Source organism: Paenibacillus zeisoli (assembly GCF_003994465.1).
GTDB lineage: Bacteria > Bacillota > Bacilli > Paenibacillales > Paenibacillaceae > Fontibacillus > Fontibacillus zeisoli.
The window spans coordinates 24,587-41,415 of record NZ_RZNX01000009.1; the positions used below are offsets into that span (position 1 = coordinate 24,587).

General features: G+C 51.0%; 13 protein-coding genes. 7 read left to right on the forward strand and 6 right to left on the reverse strand.

Annotated features, from left to right (window positions below; translation table 11 throughout):
* Nucleotides 1-22: 22 nt before the first annotated feature.
* From EJP77_RS16795 to EJP77_RS16810, 4 genes are all read right to left on the reverse strand, one after another.
* Entirely contained in the window at nt 23-1,804 is a 1,782-nt protein-coding gene (locus EJP77_RS16795) for an acyl-CoA dehydrogenase family protein (RefSeq protein WP_127200411.1), read from the reverse strand.
* A 27-nt stretch (nt 1,805-1,831) separates the two neighbouring features.
* The gene (locus EJP77_RS16800) at nt 1,832-3,016 is read right to left on the reverse strand and encodes an acetyl-CoA C-acetyltransferase (RefSeq protein ID WP_127200412.1); all 1,185 of its coding nucleotides are present in this window, start codon (nt 3,014-3,016) and stop codon (nt 1,832-1,834) included.
* A gap of 757 nt (nt 3,017-3,773) precedes the next feature.
* Complete coding sequence (locus EJP77_RS16805; protein WP_127200413.1) at nt 3,774-6,179, reverse strand: 3-hydroxyacyl-CoA dehydrogenase/enoyl-CoA hydratase family protein; 2,406 nt, start codon at nt 6,177-6,179, stop codon at nt 3,774-3,776.
* A complete protein-coding gene (locus EJP77_RS16810) occupies nt 6,176-8,365 on the reverse strand; it encodes a (Fe-S)-binding protein (RefSeq protein ID WP_127200414.1) in 2,190 nt (729 codons plus the stop codon). Before EJP77_RS16810 ends, EJP77_RS16805 begins: the two co-directional genes overlap by 4 nt.
* Nucleotides 8,366-8,601: 236 nt before the next feature.
* Here EJP77_RS16810 and EJP77_RS16815 point away from each other — a divergent pair, with 236 nt between their 5' ends.
* From EJP77_RS16815 to EJP77_RS16845, 7 genes are all read left to right on the forward strand, one after another.
* Nucleotides 8,602-9,183: a fatty acid metabolism transcriptional regulator FadR gene (locus EJP77_RS16815; RefSeq protein ID WP_127200415.1), complete on the forward strand. Its 582-nt coding sequence runs from the start codon at nt 8,602-8,604 to the stop codon at nt 9,181-9,183.
* A 55-nt stretch (nt 9,184-9,238) separates the two neighbouring features.
* Nucleotides 9,239-10,006 (forward strand): electron transfer flavoprotein subunit beta/FixA family protein, encoded by a 768-nt coding sequence (locus EJP77_RS16820; RefSeq protein ID WP_127200416.1) that lies wholly within the window; start codon nt 9,239-9,241, stop codon nt 10,004-10,006.
* Nucleotides 10,007-10,048: 42 nt separating this feature from the next.
* A complete protein-coding gene (locus EJP77_RS16825; protein WP_127200417.1) occupies nt 10,049-11,029 on the forward strand; it encodes an electron transfer flavoprotein subunit alpha/FixB family protein in 981 nt (326 codons plus the stop codon).
* A 150-nt stretch (nt 11,030-11,179) separates the two neighbouring features.
* Nucleotides 11,180-11,884 (forward strand): response regulator transcription factor, encoded by a 705-nt coding sequence (locus EJP77_RS16830; RefSeq protein WP_127200418.1) that lies wholly within the window; start codon nt 11,180-11,182, stop codon nt 11,882-11,884.
* On the forward strand, nt 11,881-12,861 hold the full coding sequence (locus EJP77_RS16835) for a sensor histidine kinase (protein WP_127200419.1): 981 nt from the start codon (nt 11,881-11,883) through the stop codon (nt 12,859-12,861). Before EJP77_RS16830 ends, EJP77_RS16835 begins: the two co-directional genes overlap by 4 nt.
* Nucleotides 12,862-13,114: 253 nt before the next feature.
* Entirely contained in the window at nt 13,115-13,885 is a 771-nt protein-coding gene (locus EJP77_RS16840; protein ID WP_127200420.1) for an ABC transporter ATP-binding protein, read from the forward strand.
* Nucleotides 13,860-15,773, forward strand: coding sequence for an ABC transporter permease (locus tag EJP77_RS16845; RefSeq protein ID WP_127200421.1), 1,914 nt, complete (start codon nt 13,860-13,862; stop codon nt 15,771-15,773). The genes EJP77_RS16840 and EJP77_RS16845 overlap by 26 nt, the downstream gene beginning before the upstream one ends.
* Nucleotides 15,774-15,914: 141 nt before the next feature.
* Here EJP77_RS16845 and EJP77_RS16850 read toward each other — a convergent pair whose 3' ends face one another.
* Nucleotides 15,915-16,340: a hypothetical protein gene (locus EJP77_RS16850; RefSeq protein ID WP_127200422.1), complete on the reverse strand. Its 426-nt coding sequence runs from the start codon at nt 16,338-16,340 to the stop codon at nt 15,915-15,917.
* Between the two features lie 2 nt (nt 16,341-16,342).
* Nucleotides 16,343-16,795 (reverse strand): zinc ribbon domain-containing protein, encoded by a 453-nt coding sequence (locus tag EJP77_RS16855; RefSeq protein WP_127200423.1) that lies wholly within the window; start codon nt 16,793-16,795, stop codon nt 16,343-16,345.
* Nucleotides 16,796-16,829: the final 34 nt, after the last annotated feature.

Below are 16,829 nucleotides of genomic sequence, written 5' to 3' on the forward strand. Positions count from 1 at the left end.
CACCCCAATTCTTAAACAATGGTTACCGTACGTATTCCTCCGCCTCAATCACTTTGGCAGCGATGCTGCGCTTCATTTCTATTGTATTCACGGGAGATCTCTTCGTAAGCTTCTTGAGGACAGACAGCTGTGTGCGAAGTGTATCTCCTGTCTCCATGGCCGCCAAAGTTTCTTTGGCCCAGGTCTCAATCTGTGCAAAAGCCTCTTGAACAAACACGGTTGTCATCAGAATCGCGAGATGGGCTTTGGCCTCCCCGGAACGACCCATCATTTTGCGTGTACGCAGGAGTGCACTCTCCATCGCATAGACCTGAATCATCATATCCGCCAGATGACTGAGGATCTCCTGCTGTTCCTCCAGCTTCTGCTGGTATTTCTGCACAGCCTGGGCGCCGGTCATCAGGAAAATTTTCTTCGCCATAGCAAGGAGATGCGTCTCTTGGTCAAGTGTTCCTTCAAAAGTCTGGCTAGGAATCGGCTGCATCAGTTCAGCCTGCAGGGCCATAGCTTGCTGCATAAGAGGCAGCTCGCCCTTCATCGCGCGTTTGATCAGTGTGCCAGGGATTAACAGCCGGTTGATCTCATTCGTCCCTTCAAAAATCCGGTTAATCCGCGAATCCCGGTAATTCCGCTCGACCCGGTACTCCTGGATAAAGCCATAGCCTCCGTGGATTTGCACACCTTCGTCAACGACGAAATCCAGCGTCTCCGAACCGAATACTTTGTTGATGGAGCACTCCAGCTGATATTCAGCAATGGCTTTGGCAGACTGGTATCCTACATTCTCACTGGTATGATCCACCTCGGCCAGACCTACATCGAACAGCCCCGCGGTGCGGTAGGCCATGCTTTCCAGGACAAAGGTTCTGGTGTTCATCTCGGCCAGCTTCTTGCCGATCAGCGGGAACGAAGAAATGGTTTTGCCGAACTGCATCCGTTCATTCGCATACTTCGCTGCAAGTGCGATCGTATCCTTGGAGGCGCCTACACACCCAGCAGCAAGCTTGAAGCGGCCGATATTCAGAATGTTGAAGGCAATGAGATGGCCTTTGCCAACTTCCCACAGCAGATTCTCCACAGGGACTTTCACATCTTCAAGGATCAGCGGGCAGGTAGACGAGCCTTTAATCCCCATCTTCTTCTCTTCGGGACCAATGCTTACCCCTTCCATCTCCCGCTCCACGATAAAGGTACTGAAATCCTTGCCGTTCACTTTGGCATATACGATGAACACATCCGCAAATCCAGCATTCGTAATGAACTGCTTGCTGCCATTCAGAATATAATATTCACCGTCATCACTAAGTGTAGCGGTTGTCTTTGCGCCCAGCGCATCGGAACCGGAGGAGGGTTCGGTTAGGCAGTAGGCGGCAACCTTCTCACCTGAAGCCAGTGAAGGCAGATACTTCATCTTCTGCTCCTCTGTCCCGAAATAGACGATCGGCAGGGTACCGATTCCTACATGGGCTCCAACCGATAAGGCAAAAGCCGACGCTTGGGTCAGCTTCTCGCTAATCAGCGTTGCGCTGACCTTGTCGAGACCAAGTCCGCCATACGCTTCAGGGACTTCCGCGCCGAGGAGACCCACTTCTCCGGCTTTACGAAGCAGTTTGACGGTTAGCTCATAGTCCAGCTTCTCAATTTCTTCGTCACGTGGAACAATTTCACCTTCAACGAAGTCCTGGGTAGTTCTGGCAATCATCCGATGCTCTTCGGTAAAGTCCTCCGGGGTTACGATCTGCTCATGGTCAACGTCCTGAATCATAAAGCTGCCGCCAATCACTTTGTTCACTACTATACTCATGATTATTTGCTCCTCTCCAAATTCATGTTATTCTGCATGAACTTCAAATACGCCGGCTGCGCCCATTCCGCCGCCAATACACATCGATACCACACCATAGCCGCCGCCTCTTTTGCGAAGCTCGCTAATCAGCGTTGTTGTAAGCTTCGTACCCGTACATCCGAGTGGATGGCCAAGCGCAATCGCTCCGCCGTTCACATTCACCTTCTCCTCATCGATCCCAAGCTCCCGAATGACCTGCACACATTGAGAAGCAAACGCCTCATTAATCTCGAACAAGCTCACATCCTCCAGGGTGATGCCTGCCATTTCAAGAGCTTTGGGAATCGCCTTAACAGGACCAACCCCCATAATCTCCGGTTCAACTCCACTTAGCGCAAAAGACCGGAACGTAGCCAGCGGCTTCAGGCCGAGCGCTTCGGCCTTCTCCTTGCTCATCACGACGACAGCTGCTGCTCCGTCACTCACCTGTGAGGAGTTCCCGGCTGTCACCGAGCCGCCTATCTTAAAAGCTGGCTTCAGCTTGCCTAGAGCTTTGGCAGAGGTATCGCTTCGCACCCCTTCATCCGTGTCGAAGACGAACCTGTTCTTCACGATGCTTCCTTTGTCATCGACACTGGTAAGCTCGGCCTCAAAAGGCACGATCTCTTCTTCAAATCTGCCATCCGCAATTGCGGCGGCTGCCTTCTGGTGAGAACGTGCGGCGAAGGCATCCTGGTCTTCACGAGAGATGCCGAATCGCTCAGCTACAAGTTCGGCTGTATGCCCCATGCCGATATACACCTCTGGCATTTCTTCCACGAGCTTCAGATTCGGAGAAATTTTGAAGCCTGTCATCGGAACATGGCTCATGCTTTCCACACCGCCCGCAACCATCACTTCCGCATTTCCCAGCATGATGCGTTCTGCCGCGAAGGCAATCGACTGCAGCCCCGAAGAGCAGAAGCGGTTGATCGTAAGAGCAGGTACCGTGTTTGGATAACCGGCATACAGTGACATGATTCTGGCAAAATTCAGCCCCTGCTCCCCTTCCGGCATGGCGCAGCCAATAATGACATCCTCGACATCTTCCTTCCTAAGACCCGGCGCCCGCTCAATCACGGCTTCCAGTACGACCTTACCGAGGTCATCGGCCCGGGTCTGCGCGAGGCTGCCCTTCTTCGCTTTGCCAATGGCGGTTCGCGCCATGGATACAATTACAGCTTCTCTCATCGTGTTCTCACACTCCTTGGTAAATTTACTGTCAACCTTCGATGCCCACTACGGCTGCGGATCCTTTCCACCTTGGGCGCCACTCCGGATGCAGAACATTCCACCTTGGATGCCCATTCCGGCTGCACAACATCCTTACGCTCTTTGGAGGCACCTCGGGCAGCGGATAGTTCCACGTTGGGCGCCACTCCGGATGCAGAACATCCTTACGATCGCTGTTGTCCCCGGATTTGTTGAATTAACTCTGGCAATGTTCAAATCCGGGAACAAAGGCGAGCGCTTCGCTTCTTCAGGATTGTTCTGCTTCCTCCGTTACTTTGCTGCTAGCAGTTTCGACATTTCGATTCGGCAATGATTACAGCCGATCAAGACCATTACTCCGAGATGTCTTCTCCAGTCCCGGAACTGCTCAACTTGGCGCGCTAGACTAGCGGACCTCTCCACTTTGTATGCCCACTCCGGATGCGGAACTCTCCACCTTGGACGCCACTCCGGCTGCGGAACATCCTTACGATCGCTGTTGTCCCCGGATTTGCTGAATTAACTTGTGCAATGTTCTAATCCGGGGACAAAGGCGAGCGCTTCGCTTCTTCAGGATTGTTCCGCTTCCTCCGTTACTTTGCTGCTAGTAGTTTCGACTTTAGTTCCGCTGAATCCGTTACTTCACTGCATAGCGTTCCGGTGTTGGCCCGCTTCCTCCGATATTTCGCAGCTAGGCAGTTTTGGCGGCATTGGTTCCGCTTCCTCTGCTCCGCCCTTAGTTTCTCAGCGCTTTGCCTTTCGTGAGCATATGCTGCATGCGGGCCTGCGTCTTCGGCTCACCGCACAAGCTGAGGAAAGCCTCCCGCTCCAAATCGAGCATGTACTGCTCGGTCACGAGCGTTCCGGCAGGGACATCGCCTCCGGCCAGCACGTGGGCCAGCTTCTTAGCAATCAGCAGGTCGTGATCACTGATGTAGCCGCCCTGCCTCATTCCGATCGCTCCAAGTTGCAGGATGGCCTTGCCTTCCCTACCGGCTACGCGGATCTTCTCCTCTGGAATCGGCTCGTAACCGTTTCTAGCAAGGCCAAGCACGGCCTGCTTCGCTTCATAAATCGAGTGATCCTGGTTAGCCACAACCCGATCTGAGCTCCTTAAATATCCAAGCCGCTTGGCATCATATCCGCTGCTCGATACTTTGGCCATGCCAACGGTTTCGAACACTTGATTTAGGTAAGGCTGTAGATCCGCTTCCGCGTTCAAAAGACTCTGGCTTGCACGAAGCGCAAACTCTTTGCAGCCTCCTCCTGCGGGAATGAGTCCCACACCTACTTCGACGAGTCCATAATAAGTTTCGGCTGAGGCAATGACCTGGTCCGCAGGCATACAGGCTTCCACCCCTCCGCCCAGACACATCCGGTGCGGTGCGGCAACGACTGGCTTTTCCAGCCGCTTGACCTTATACATGGTGCTTTGGAACATGTGGATAATGTCGTCAATCTCATCCCATTCTTCGTCCTGTGCCTCCATTAATAAGAGCATGATATTGGCTCCAACACAGAAGTTCTTACCTTGGTTAGCGATCACCATGCCAAGGTAGTTCTTCCGGACTTCCTCTACACTCTGCTGCAGCATCGACAGAATGTCTTCTCCGATTGCATTATTAGGCGAGTGGAATTCCAGGCAAGCAACTCCCTCTCCAAGATCGATCAGGCTCGCACCTGAGTTGCCTTTTATCACCTTGTTCTGCTCCTTGAGCCTACGCAGTGAAATCACTTCCGGTGCCTGTTCCACCTGCTTATACTGCTGTGAACCGATATGAATCGAGTACAGCTGTCCTTCATCGCTCTTATAGAAAGAGGTCTGGCCGGACGCAATCCAATCCTTCACCCACTCTGGTACGGCCAAGCCTTCTGCTTCCATGCGCTCGACTGACCGCGCCAGCCCGATGGCATCCCAGGTCTCGAACGGTCCAAGATCCCAAGAGAAGCCCCACCTCATAGCTTCATCAATCTCTTGGATAGAGTCCGAGATTTCGCCGACCTTCTCGGCGGAATAGATAAGCACCGGCTTGAGAATATTCCAGGCCAGCTCCGAATACCGGTCCTTACCCGACAACAGCGTCTTTAGCTTCTCCTTGGTGCCTTTGGCGGCTTTGGCCGCTTCGAGCGAGGCTCCTTTTGGCTTCTGCTGCGGAACATATTCCATCGTCGCCAGGTTCAGGGACAGGATCTCGCTGCCTTTTTCCCCTTTTTGCTTAAGGTAAAAGCCTCTTCCCGTCTTCTCCCCCAGCCATTTCAGCTCCGTCATCTTCTTCAGTACATCCGGCGTATCAAAGACCGCCTTCTCTTGTTCGTCCGTCACATTCTGAAACACGTTGTCTGCGACATGAACGAACGTATCCAGTCCTACCAGATCCAGCGTCCGGAACGTGGCACTCTTCGGCCGGCCCATCGCAGGCCCGGTAACCGCATCTACTTCCTCGACCGTATAGCCACCGTTCTTCTGCATCTCCTGCAAGGTCACAAGCAATCCGTAAGTCCCGATTCGGTTGGCGATAAAGTTGGGGGTATCTTTTGCCAGTACAACTCCCTTGCCAAGTACCTTCTCGCAGAAAGCTTTCATGGCCCTAACCAGCTCGGAATCCGTCTTCTCGCCCGGAATAATCTCAAGCAGCTTCATATATCGGGGTGGATTGAAGAAATGGGTACCGAGAAAATGCTTCTTGAACTCCTCCCCGCAATCTGCGGCCATCGCATTGATGGATATGCCCGACGTGTTAGAGCTGACGATGGTCCCCGGCTTACGGTGCTGTTCAATCTGCTTCAGCAGATTTTTCTTCACCTCCAAATTCTCGACAACCACTTCAATAACCCAGTCCACCTCGCCAAGGGAGGCCAGATGATCCTCCAGATTTCCCGGTGTTATTCGTTCCGCGAACGCCTCATCATAGAGGGGGGCCGGCTTGATCTTGGTCAGCCTTTTAATTGCCGAAGCAGCGAGTCTGTTTCGAACGGCCGGATCAGCAAGGGTTAGCCCTCTGCCTGCTTCTTCCTCCGTCAATGTCTTCGGTACGATATCGAGCAGCAGAGTCTTGATGCCTACACCCGCTAGGTGTGCTGCAATTTGCGAACCCATAATACCGGAGCCGATTACGGCCGCTTTACGAATGGATAAGTTCATAACCTGCCAGCCTCCAATTCAAGTTCATGATTAGTGTCTGCTGGAGCACTGCCGAATACGGACAGCTCAAGCAGTTCAGCAATATCCCTCGCCTTCACGCTGTCTTCAACTTCCTTCATCTTCGTACCGTCTTCCATCATCGTCAGGCAGTAGGGACATGCGCTGCTGATCACGGTCGGGTTGACCTCAAGCGCCTGCTCGGTGCGCGCCAGATTAACTCTTTTGCCAGAGGATTCTTCCATCCACATCATGCCTCCCCCGGCGCCGCAGCACATTCCGTTCTCCCGGGACCGTGCCATCTCGGCAAGCTCTACACCTGGAATGGCTCTAAGCACATTGCGGGGTTCTTCGTACACATTGTTGTACCTGCCCAAGTAGCAGGAATCGTGATAGGTAACGCGTTCCTTCACTTCATACCGGGGCTGCAGCCGGCCTTCCTTGATGAGTTGATCAAGCAGCTGTGAATGATGAAGCACTACAACCCCCTCAAGCCCGAAATCCGGATACTCATTCTTCAGCGTATTGAACGTATGAGGGCAGGCGGTGACGATCTTTTTAACCCCATATTTCTCAAAAGTCTCAATGTTCTCCATACACAGCTGCTGGAACAGCATCTCGTTCCCCATCCGGCGGGGCGTATCGCCCGAGTTCTTCTCTTCGTTGCCGAGAATCGCAAAGCTAACTCCAGATTCGTTCAGCAGTCTCGCGAAAGCACGAGAAATCTTTCGGCTGCGGAGATCATAAGAACCCATGGAGCCTACGAAAAATAAATATTCAAATTCAGGCTGGTCTTTCACCGTCGGCACTTTAATACCTTCCACTTCACCGCTCCAGGCCGCGCGGTCATTACGATTCAGCCCCCATGGATTGCTCTGGCGTTCAATATTCTGCAGGGCCCGCTGCCCTTCATGGGGCATGCTGCCTTCCATCAGCACGAGATGTCTGCGAAGATCGATGATCTTGTCGACATGCTCATTCCCTACCGGGCACTGATCCTCACAGTTACGGCAGGTCGTGCAGGACCAGATCTCTTCTTCCGTCATGACATCACCAACCAGATTCAGCTCCTGTGGGGACTTGTCGGTATGGCCCCATGCAGCTTTCTGCCAGGCCAATGTTGGACGGATATCCGTAATTCCGGTACCGTTCCAATCCAGTTCATGCTGTCCGTTCTCCTTAAGGGCATTCGCACCGCTTCCCCCGGCAAAAGCAAACTCCGGCACATAAGGAGATTTTCCGGTTATAGCTGTTCCTTTCTCCGTGAGATGGTCCCTAAGCTTGGTAATCAGATGCATCGGTGACAGCACCTTGCCGGTGTTTGAAGCTGGACATACATTGGTACACCGCCCGCATTCCACACAGGCATAGAAATCAATCATCTGCTTCTGGGTGAAATCTTCAATCTTGCCTACCCCGAACGATTCAGCTTCTTCATCCTCGAGATCAAGCTTCTTAAGCCGGCCAACCGGCTTAGATCGGCCAAGCCAGATATTGATTGGGGCGGTAATCAGGTGAAAATGCTTCGACTGCGGCACATAGACCAGGAATGCCAGGAGAATGATCAGATGTGCCCACCAGCAAATATAGAAAAGTACGGCAGCAGCAGCGGCCGGTAGGGAACCAAACACCCCCGCAATCGCTGACGAGATAGGTGCATACCCGGAGGCCGGAATCCCAAGCCAAACCCTTTCAAATCCAAGGGACAGCAGCACCGAGAACATTAAGGAGAAGATAAAAATCACAACTATACCCGGTTTGAATCCGCGCTTTAGTCTTGCCAGCTTCTCCCCATAGCGCCGGTATGCGGCATAGGCCATAGCGACGAGAATGAGCAGGACCGTAATTTCCTGCAGCAGTCCAAACACTTCATAGCCTGGCACGGGCAGATGCCCATCGCCTCTCGTCAGGCCCTTAATAATGAGATCCAGGGCACCGAACTGAAGAATGATGAATCCATAGAAAATAACGATATGCATGATGCCGCTCTTCGGATCTTTAAGCAGCTTCTTCTGCCCGAACACTTGAGTCAGGAAATCTTTCCACCTCCCCTCGCTCTGCAAGCGAAAGTCGGACGGCTTGCCGAGCTTCACATACAGCCAGCGGTGATACACAGCCTTATAGAACAAATAAATCCCATACCCGGTTACTGATAGAAATAAGAGAAGATTAACGATCTGCCATGCCATCGGAGCATCCGTCCTTTCTGCCGAGTAAATATTTGATTGTGATGGCCAAGCCTTGGTAAGCGGTTACATAAGTCTGTATAAGGTGCGTGCCCCCACAGGTAAACCTTTGTAACTGCATATTAAGTAGTAAATTCTTAGGCCTAAAACGTTGACATCCAGCACGCTTTACCCTAAGATTAAGAAAAATGAATGAGTATTCATTCAGTTAATTCGAATTCTAACACCGAGGTGGAACTATGGCAAGTAGGAAAACGGAAAAATATGAACTGATCCTGGAAGCTGCGCTGAAAGTGATTGCTGAGAACGGCTTTCATGGTTCTCAGATTTCCAAGATTGCAAAGGAGGCTGGTGTAGCGGACGGCACGATTTATTTATATTTTAAGAAGAAGGAAGATATCCTTATTTCTCTCTTTCAGGAGCGCCTTGGCGATCTGATTACTTCCTTCCATGAAAGTGTTAAGGAATCCAGTACCGCAGAGGAGGCTCTGCGCAAAGTATGCGAGATCCATTACAGTGAGCTTGAGAACAATGTGAACCTGGCTTACGTTACCCAGATTGAGCTTAGGCAGAGCTCCCTTGAACTGCGCGTAGCCATTGGGCACGTAGTGAAGCCCTATATCCAGTTAATTGAGCATATTCTGGAGAAGGGGATTCAGGAGAAGCTGTTCCGCGCCGACCTGGACATCAAGTTAACCCGCCTGCTTATCTTCGGCGCCCTGGATGAAGTGGTGACATCCTGGCTGATCTCGGGCCGCAAGTATTCACTTACGGCTCAGGTTGAAAAGACGGTGGAGTTTTTCCTCAAAGGACTTAAATAGCAGAACCAGCTACAATGTGTTTCCGCCTACCTAAATTTAGAGAGGAGTTTGGAACATGAATATCTATGTACTGCTGAAGCAAACGTTCGATACCGAGGAGAGAATCGTGATCACAAATGGGGAAATCTCGGATGACGGAGTGAAATACGTCATTAATCCGTATGATGAATACGCCGTGGAGGAAGCGCTGCGTCAAAAAGAGCAGCATGGCGGCACGGTCATCGTCCTCTCAGTAGGTCCTGAGCGCTCAGCCGAAGCCCTTCGTACAGCCCTCGCCATGGGAGCCGATGAAGCGGTGCTCATTATGGATGCCCGGATTCCGGCAGATGAGTTCAGCGTATCCAGGGTGCTGGCCGCCTATCTTGGCAAGCAATCTCCTGATCTTATTCTCGGCGGGAACTTCTCCGTCGACAGCGGCGGAGGGCAGATTGCCGTACGTATCTCCCGGCTTCTGGGCCTCCCTCATGTCTCCTCGATTATCAAGTTGGACATCAGCGGCATGAACGCAGAAGTTCAGCGGGACTCCGAAGGAGATACCGAGACGGTTCAGGTCTCGCTCCCCGCTCTATTTACAGCGCAGCAGGGGCTGAACGAGCCGAGATACCCTTCCCTTCCGGGAATTATGAAAGCGAAGAAGAAGCCTTTTCAGACATTAAGCCTCGATGATCTGGGGTTGGATGATACTGAGATTGCCCCGAAGACTCGGCGCCTGTCGCTGGCTCTGCCTCCTGCTCGCAAAGCGGGACAGATCATGAAGGGTGACTTGGCTGAGCAGGCTGCCCAGCTTGTTCAGCTGCTGCGTACAGATGCGAAGTTAATATGAGTACGGATTGATAAGATTCCATTCCATGGGAGGTTAACGGATATGAGTCATGCGTACGTGGTTGTTGCTGAGGTTCGAGCAGGAGCTTTAAGACAAGTCACTTTGGAAGCGCTTCACGCTGTATCCTTACTTAAAGAAGAGGGCGATTCAGCGGCGGCTGTCCTGATCGGCTCGCAGATTACCCCACTTGCCAGTGAACTGGCGGAGTATCTGGATGGAGAAGTGCACGTCTTGGATCATCCGGCCTTGGAGAATTACAATGCCGAGGCTTATTTTGAGGCCCTTACCCAAGTGCTGGGTACCCTGAACCCCCATACCGTAGTGTTCGGACATACTGCGATCGGCCGTGACCTTGCCCCTATGGTAGCTGCTCATTTAAATGCCGGACAAATTTCGGATATCACAGCAATTCAAAATACAGGCACAACCGCCTCGTTCACCCGCCCAATCTATGCAGGCAAAGCCTTTGAGCAGAAGCAGTTCACGGATGGTCCAAGAGTCATCACCATTCGCCCCAACAATATTCCTACAGCTGCAAAGGCCGCCAATCCCGCAACTATTGTAGAGACCGAGTATTCGCCTGCAGTCGACCTCAAGTCGGTCATTAAGGATGTCGTCCGCAAAACCTCCGGTAAAGTCGATCTTACCGAGGCCAAATTCGTGGTCTCCGGCGGACGTGGTGTGAAGAGCGCTGAAGGCTTTAAGCCGCTCGAAGAGCTGGCCGATGTTCTGGGCGGTGCGGTCGGAGCTTCACGCGGTGCCTGCGATGCCGGCTACTGCGATTATGCCATGCAGATTGGCCAGACCGGCAAGGTCGTTACGCCAGAAATTTACATCGCCTGCGGCATCAGCGGTGCTATTCAGCACCTTGCCGGCATGAGCCAGTCCCGTGTAATTATCGCGATTAACAAGGACCCCGAAGCACCTATATTCAAGGTTGCGGATTATGGTATCGTTGGAGATTTATTCGAAGTCGTGCCTCTACTTACTAAGGAATTCAGAGAGATATTGGTATCCTCCTAAAACCCTTATGGCTTCGGCCATTTATAAAGAGCAGCCATCCTTCACAGGGTGGCTGCTCTTGTATAGCCCCTATTTTTTCGACATAATAGTTCATCCGTTTCGCCTTTATGTATAATGTGGGTATATTGGCTTTTCAAAAGGAGATTTAGGATGTATACCATTATGATTGTGGAAGATGATCCGAAGATTGCCCATCTCCTGAAGTCTCATATTGAGAAATATGGAGATCGGGCTGAAACTATTAACGATTTCGAACAAGTGTTAGATCAATTTAGACAATTAGAGCCTCACATAGTACTGATGGACGTTAATTTGCCCAGCTTTGACGGATATTTCTGGTGCCGCCAGATTCGGACGGTGTCCACCTGTCCGATTATCTTCATCTCCGCGCGCAGCGGGGAAATGGATCAGGTCCGCGCCCTGGAGAACGGGGCGGATGATTATATAACCAAACCTTTTCACTATGAAGTCGTGATGGCCAAGATCCGTAGTCAGCTTAGACGGGTATATGGAGACTATGCTTCCAAGATGGAAGAGCGTACTCTATCTCAAGCGGGGCTGATTCTCTATCCCGAGAGAATGGAGCTGAAGCTTGGGGAACACAGCGTTACTTTAACCAAAAAAGAGACCGTTCTTATCGAAGCTCTGCTCGATCGAAGTCCTAGATCCATCAGCCGCACCCAGATTCTGGATAAGCTGTGGGATGACTCCTTCGTCGATGACAATACACTGAGCGTCAATATCACCAGAGTGCGCAAGAAACTGGCCGATCTGGGCATAGAGGATGCCCTGGAAACGATGCGGGGTGTTGGATACCGTCTTAATGTCACCTGGAAGGATGATACGGGGGCATGAAGCTGTTTGTACGTGAGCATATTCCTCTCTTTCTGTTCGGGATTGCCCAACAGATTCTGATTATATTGGTCTACTGGTACGATGGCTACAAACATCCCTTGACTGCTCTGTATGCCTGCTTCCTAAGTCTCTGCTTGTTCGTCGCTTATCTTGGGTTCAGATACTATACTCACCGCCTGTTATATAAGCGCCTGACCTACCCGCCTGCAGCACTTCTAGATTCCATCCAAGATGGCGATGCTGCCCCGTTATCCTCAGCTGTCAGCAGGCTGCTGGATATTCAATTCAAACACTACCAAGACCAGCTTATCAAATATGAAAAGCATCAGCAGGAGCATCTGGTGTTCATGAACCAATGGGTGCATCAGATGAAGACCCCGCTCTCCGTGATCGATTTGATCACTCAAAGTGAAGAAGATCCCCTGTTTGAGAATATTGCCGAGGAGGCCGATAGAATTAGACGCGGGCTTGAGATGGTGCTCTACATGGCGAGACTGGAGACGTTTGAACAGGATTTTCATGTAGAGAAAATCTGCCTTCGAGAAATCGTCCAAGATGTCATTCACGAGAACAAGCTGTACTTTATCCGCAGCAGTGTCTATCCAGATAATCAAATTCCATATGAATACACGGCTCAGACTGATGTGAAATGGCTCCGTTTCATGCTGCAGCAGATCATGTCCAATGCTATAAAATACTCGGCAGGCAGCCGCAGCACCGTGACGTTCACTGCCTTTCGTGATGAGCAGGCGCTGTGTCTCGAGATTCGCGATTCCGGAATCGGAATTCCGAAGGCCGATATCGCCCGTGTCTTCCGCCCCTTCTTCACCGGAGAGAACGGAAGAATCTTTAAGGAATCTACCGGTATGGGACTGTACCTGGTCAAAGAGGTTGCTGATCGACTAGGTTATGAAATTGAACTTGAATCTGCCCCGTCCCGCGGCACGGCCGTACGTATTCGATTCCCATATGCATGATGCCGAACCTCCCATTCTAGCGAATGAGGGGTTTTTGCTTATTGACCGAACCAGTCACAATACTACCTTACAACTTTGTCAGCTTCCTGAAAGATTGATCAATAGGACATTGAACCGCCATGCCTTACACTTGGAACAGAGATTGGGCGGTAACGAGCGCAGCTCCGTAACTAATACAGCTTACGGCACGTTATCACTTAGACTCTATCTGTCTCTAATCGTGGATTACCTAATGAAAGGGGAATGTATCATCATGGAAATATTGAAAGTGAATAATCTCAGTAAAATATATAAAGGCGCCGTATCTTATGAGGCTTTATCCAAGATTCAGCTGTCTGTCAACCCAGGTGAATTCGTCGGCATCATGGGTCCTTCGGGAAGCGGCAAGACCACGCTGCTGAATCTGGTCTCCACCATTGACTCGCCCACTTCGGGCGAGGTGCTCATTAACGGCCGCAATCCGCATACGCTCTCTGCCGATCAGCTTGCTGTCTTTCGCCGCCGGGAACTCGGATTTGTATTCCAGTCCTTCAATCTGCTACATACATTAACGGTCAAGGAGAACATCCTTCTCCCTCTTGCTCTGGACGGAGTGAGTCTGAAGGAAATGAACTCCCGGATCGATCAGCTGGCTGACAAGCTTGGCATCACCACCATTCTGGACAAGCGCACCTATGAGATATCTGGAGGCCAGGCCCAGCGGACGACGATTGCCCGTGCACTGATTCATGAGCCCAAGCTGGTGCTGGCGGATGAACCTACAGGGAATCTGGATTCCAAGGCGGCCCGTGATGTTATGGAGATCATGGAGAAACGCAATCAGGAGGACGGCACCACCATGATGCTGGTCACCCATGATCCTGTCGCGGCCAGCTACTGCAACCGGGTCGTCTTCATCAAAGACGGACAGCTGTACAATGAAATTCATGATGGGGACAACCGGGCAGCCTTTTATCAGAAAATTATGAATGTTCTGTCGCTATTGGGAGGGAATGCTGATGAATTTCAGACAATTCGCATTTAACAATGTGATCCGCAACAAGCGGACCTACATTGCCCACTTTCTAAGCAGTGCCTTTGCTGTCATGATCTTCTTCATCTATGCGCTGCTGCTCTACCATCCGGATCTCCAGGGAGAGCTGGCCTCCACTAGCAGAACGATGAGTATGCTGGCGAGTATGGGCATGGAAATCTGTCAGTATATCGTCTTCATCTTCTCTTTCTTCTTCCTGCTGTATTCGGTCAGTAGCTTCCTGAAGCTGCGCAAGCGGGAATTCGGTATTCTGATGCTTCTGGGCATGTCGAAGAGACAGCTGCATAAGCTGTTGTTCATCGAGAATATTCTAATCGGCTTTGGCTCTATTGTCGCGGGAATTGGGGTAGGCCTGATTTTCTCCAAGCTCATCCTGCTCGTCAGTGCGAATCTGCTGTCGATTGAACAGGGGCTCAGGTTCTATATTCCGCTGAAAGCAATCTGGCTGACCGCCGGCGCGTTCGCGGTAATGTTCGTCGTCATCTCGCTCTTCACCTCCCTGATGGTGCGCAAGGTAGAGCTGGTAGAGCTGATCAAATCTTCCGACAAGCCGAAGCCGGAGCCGAAGGCCTCCTGGGTGCTCTCTCTCCTTGCCGTGCTGCTGATTGGCGCTGGATATGGATGTGTATTCTATTTCGTAATCATGCATGTCTACAGCCTCGCCCTTCTGGCTGTAGGTGTCGGGCTCGTCATCCTGGGAACCTATTTCCTCTTCACCCAGCTTAGTGTATATGTCATTCGGATGCTCAAGAGAAATCAAGGTTTGTTCTTCCGCCGCACTAACCTATTGACCTTATCCGAGCTTTCCTATCGGATGAAGGATAACGCGGTCATGTTCTTCATGGTCTCAATTATTTCCGCGGTTGCTTTCACCGCGATTGGCACCTGTCTGGCGATCGGGGCGCCGGGTCTGGCTGAAATGGCGAACCCATACTCGTTCAGCTACGCTTCTTATTATGGCAATACGAAAGAACAGGAGCACATCCGGCTGATCCAGCAAGAGCTGACCAGGAACGGCTTCAAGTACCGGATGGGTGAAGTCTCAATAGATCAGTCAGACAATGGTCTAAGGTTGATCAAGCTAAGTGACTACAACAGCCTAGCGAAGACGCTGGGTCGGCCTGCCGAGCAGCTGCAGGATCAGATGACCATTCTCGCGCCATCCTCGCTAGAGATGGCCAATACTTACAAGATCCAGGGAGTTCCAAGTCAACAAGTGGGCATCATCAGGAGAGATTATAAGGGCACTTTCAAGGTCATAAAATCACTTGATTATGTCGTCCTACCCAACATCTGGGGTTTATACATTGTTACGGATAAAGATTTCCATACGATCTTCGCCAAGGAACCCAAACAAAACATAAATAAAACCTATCATTTTGTCGTAGAGGACTGGCAAAAGAGCCGGGCCGTCTCGGAACAGCTTAAGAAGTTAATCCCCCAGGACAACAGTCACTACACTTTATCTTCTTTGGTCGATAAATGGACTGAATCCCAGCAGGTTAACGGCATTCTGCTTATCTTGAGCGGACTTGTAGGCATCGTCTTCTTCACTTTCGCCGCCAGCTTCATCTACTTCCGTCTATATGCCGACTCGGAGCGGGATGAGCAGCAGTACAAGATGATCGCCAAAGTGGGGCTCAGCCGCAAGGAACTCAACAAAACCGTAACCCAGCAGCTGATCCTCATGTTCTTCCTGCCCCTTGTGCTGGCGATGATTCACAGCGCCGTAGCCATAGCTGCCCTTCAGCAGCTGATCTCCTACTCGGTATTTCAATACGCGATTGCGATATTTGCCACATTCCTGTTCATTCAGATTATCTATTTCTTCATTACTCGCTCTCGCTATCTAAGACAATTGTATCGAAAGTTGGTGTAGAACAGCTGCTCGCAGGAGCAGCATTCGCTCTTGGGATCTGCACGAACACAAACCGTATCTCCTTAACTAAAATCAGGGGCCGTCCCTCAAGATCCAAGATCTTGCGGGACGGCCCCTGTCTAATGAATCGGGTCACCTTGCTTAAGGGGTACCTGATTTGTCCACATAAGCAGTAGCTGTATATTTGAATACAAAGTATCCGAGAAGTGCATATACGGCAGCCGGAATTAAGCCAGCGAGCGTAATATGCGAGAATGGGAAGATGATGAGCACAGCCTCAAGCCATAATGCGTAAGGCAGGTATTTAATGTTTCCAGAAGTCAGTGTCAGCCAGGCTCCAAGCAGGAAGGCTTGGTGAGCCAGTGCCAGCAAAGGGATGGTATAGAATAACGTGATCAGTCCCGAGGTGCTTTGATAAGGAAGGATCAGAATAAGAATTTCATATAGAAATCCAACTCCCAGTCCTCCGAATAACAACTGCATGTCATATTTCCTTAATTGACGGTACCACCCAAATGATTCGAACCACTTACGAAGCTCTTGTAACACAACCCAAAATTGCTGCAAAACTATTCCCCCTTACGATTGGTATGATCAGGCAGTGAGTGCCCGCCTTCTTCTAGCTCTTCTTTGACATCTGTCTCATACTCCACTGTACTGTTATGCTTCACTTCATATGTATGTCCACAGTGGTTACAGAATTTGGCCTCGATATTGTTCGTTGCCCCGCATGACTTGCAGGTCTTGGAATCATTAATGTTCGCAATATGCAGCAGATTCTGCTCAATTGCAAGCTGCAGCTCTTGAATACGCACGGCATGAGTGGATACCTGCTCCTTGGACACAGGCCATGAGCCCTCTTCCATGGATTCGAATACGATTCTGCCTATGGCCTCATACTGCCCCGCCATCTCATTCTGCATGGAATTGTTCTGCATCTTCAGACGGTTGATCTCTACCACATTCTTGGCCTTGTTGCCCGCTTCAGCTACACCCGCCTTAAATTTATCCAAAAAACTCAAAGTATGCTTCCTCCTTTTTAATACGTTAGTCAAC

What these genes read in the sequence shown, in the direction of transcription:
- EJP77_RS16835 (WP_127200419.1), top strand. Translation starts at nt 11,881, where the DNA reads ATGAAGCTGTTTGTACGTGAGCATATTCCTCTCTTTCTGTTCGGGATT.
- EJP77_RS16810 (WP_127200414.1), bottom strand. Translation starts at nt 8,365, where the DNA reads ATGGCATGGCAGATCGTTAATCTTCTCTTATTTCTATCAGTAACCGGG.
- EJP77_RS16845 (WP_127200421.1), top strand. Translation starts at nt 13,860, where the DNA reads ATGAATTTCAGACAATTCGCATTTAACAATGTGATCCGCAACAAGCGG.
- EJP77_RS16825 (WP_127200417.1), top strand. Translation starts at nt 10,049, where the DNA reads ATGAGTCATGCGTACGTGGTTGTTGCTGAGGTTCGAGCAGGAGCTTTA.
- EJP77_RS16800 (WP_127200412.1), bottom strand. Translation starts at nt 3,016, where the DNA reads ATGAGAGAAGCTGTAATTGTATCCATGGCGCGAACCGCCATTGGCAAA.
- EJP77_RS16795 (WP_127200411.1), bottom strand. Translation starts at nt 1,804, where the DNA reads ATGAGTATAGTAGTGAACAAAGTGATTGGCGGCAGCTTTATGATTCAG.
- EJP77_RS16815 (WP_127200415.1), top strand. Translation starts at nt 8,602, where the DNA reads ATGGCAAGTAGGAAAACGGAAAAATATGAACTGATCCTGGAAGCTGCG.
- EJP77_RS16830 (WP_127200418.1), top strand. Translation starts at nt 11,180, where the DNA reads ATGTATACCATTATGATTGTGGAAGATGATCCGAAGATTGCCCATCTC.
- EJP77_RS16840 (WP_127200420.1), top strand. Translation starts at nt 13,115, where the DNA reads ATGGAAATATTGAAAGTGAATAATCTCAGTAAAATATATAAAGGCGCC.
- EJP77_RS16820 (WP_127200416.1), top strand. Translation starts at nt 9,239, where the DNA reads ATGAATATCTATGTACTGCTGAAGCAAACGTTCGATACCGAGGAGAGA.
- EJP77_RS16805 (WP_127200413.1), bottom strand. Translation starts at nt 6,179, where the DNA reads ATGAACTTATCCATTCGTAAAGCGGCCGTAATCGGCTCCGGTATTATG.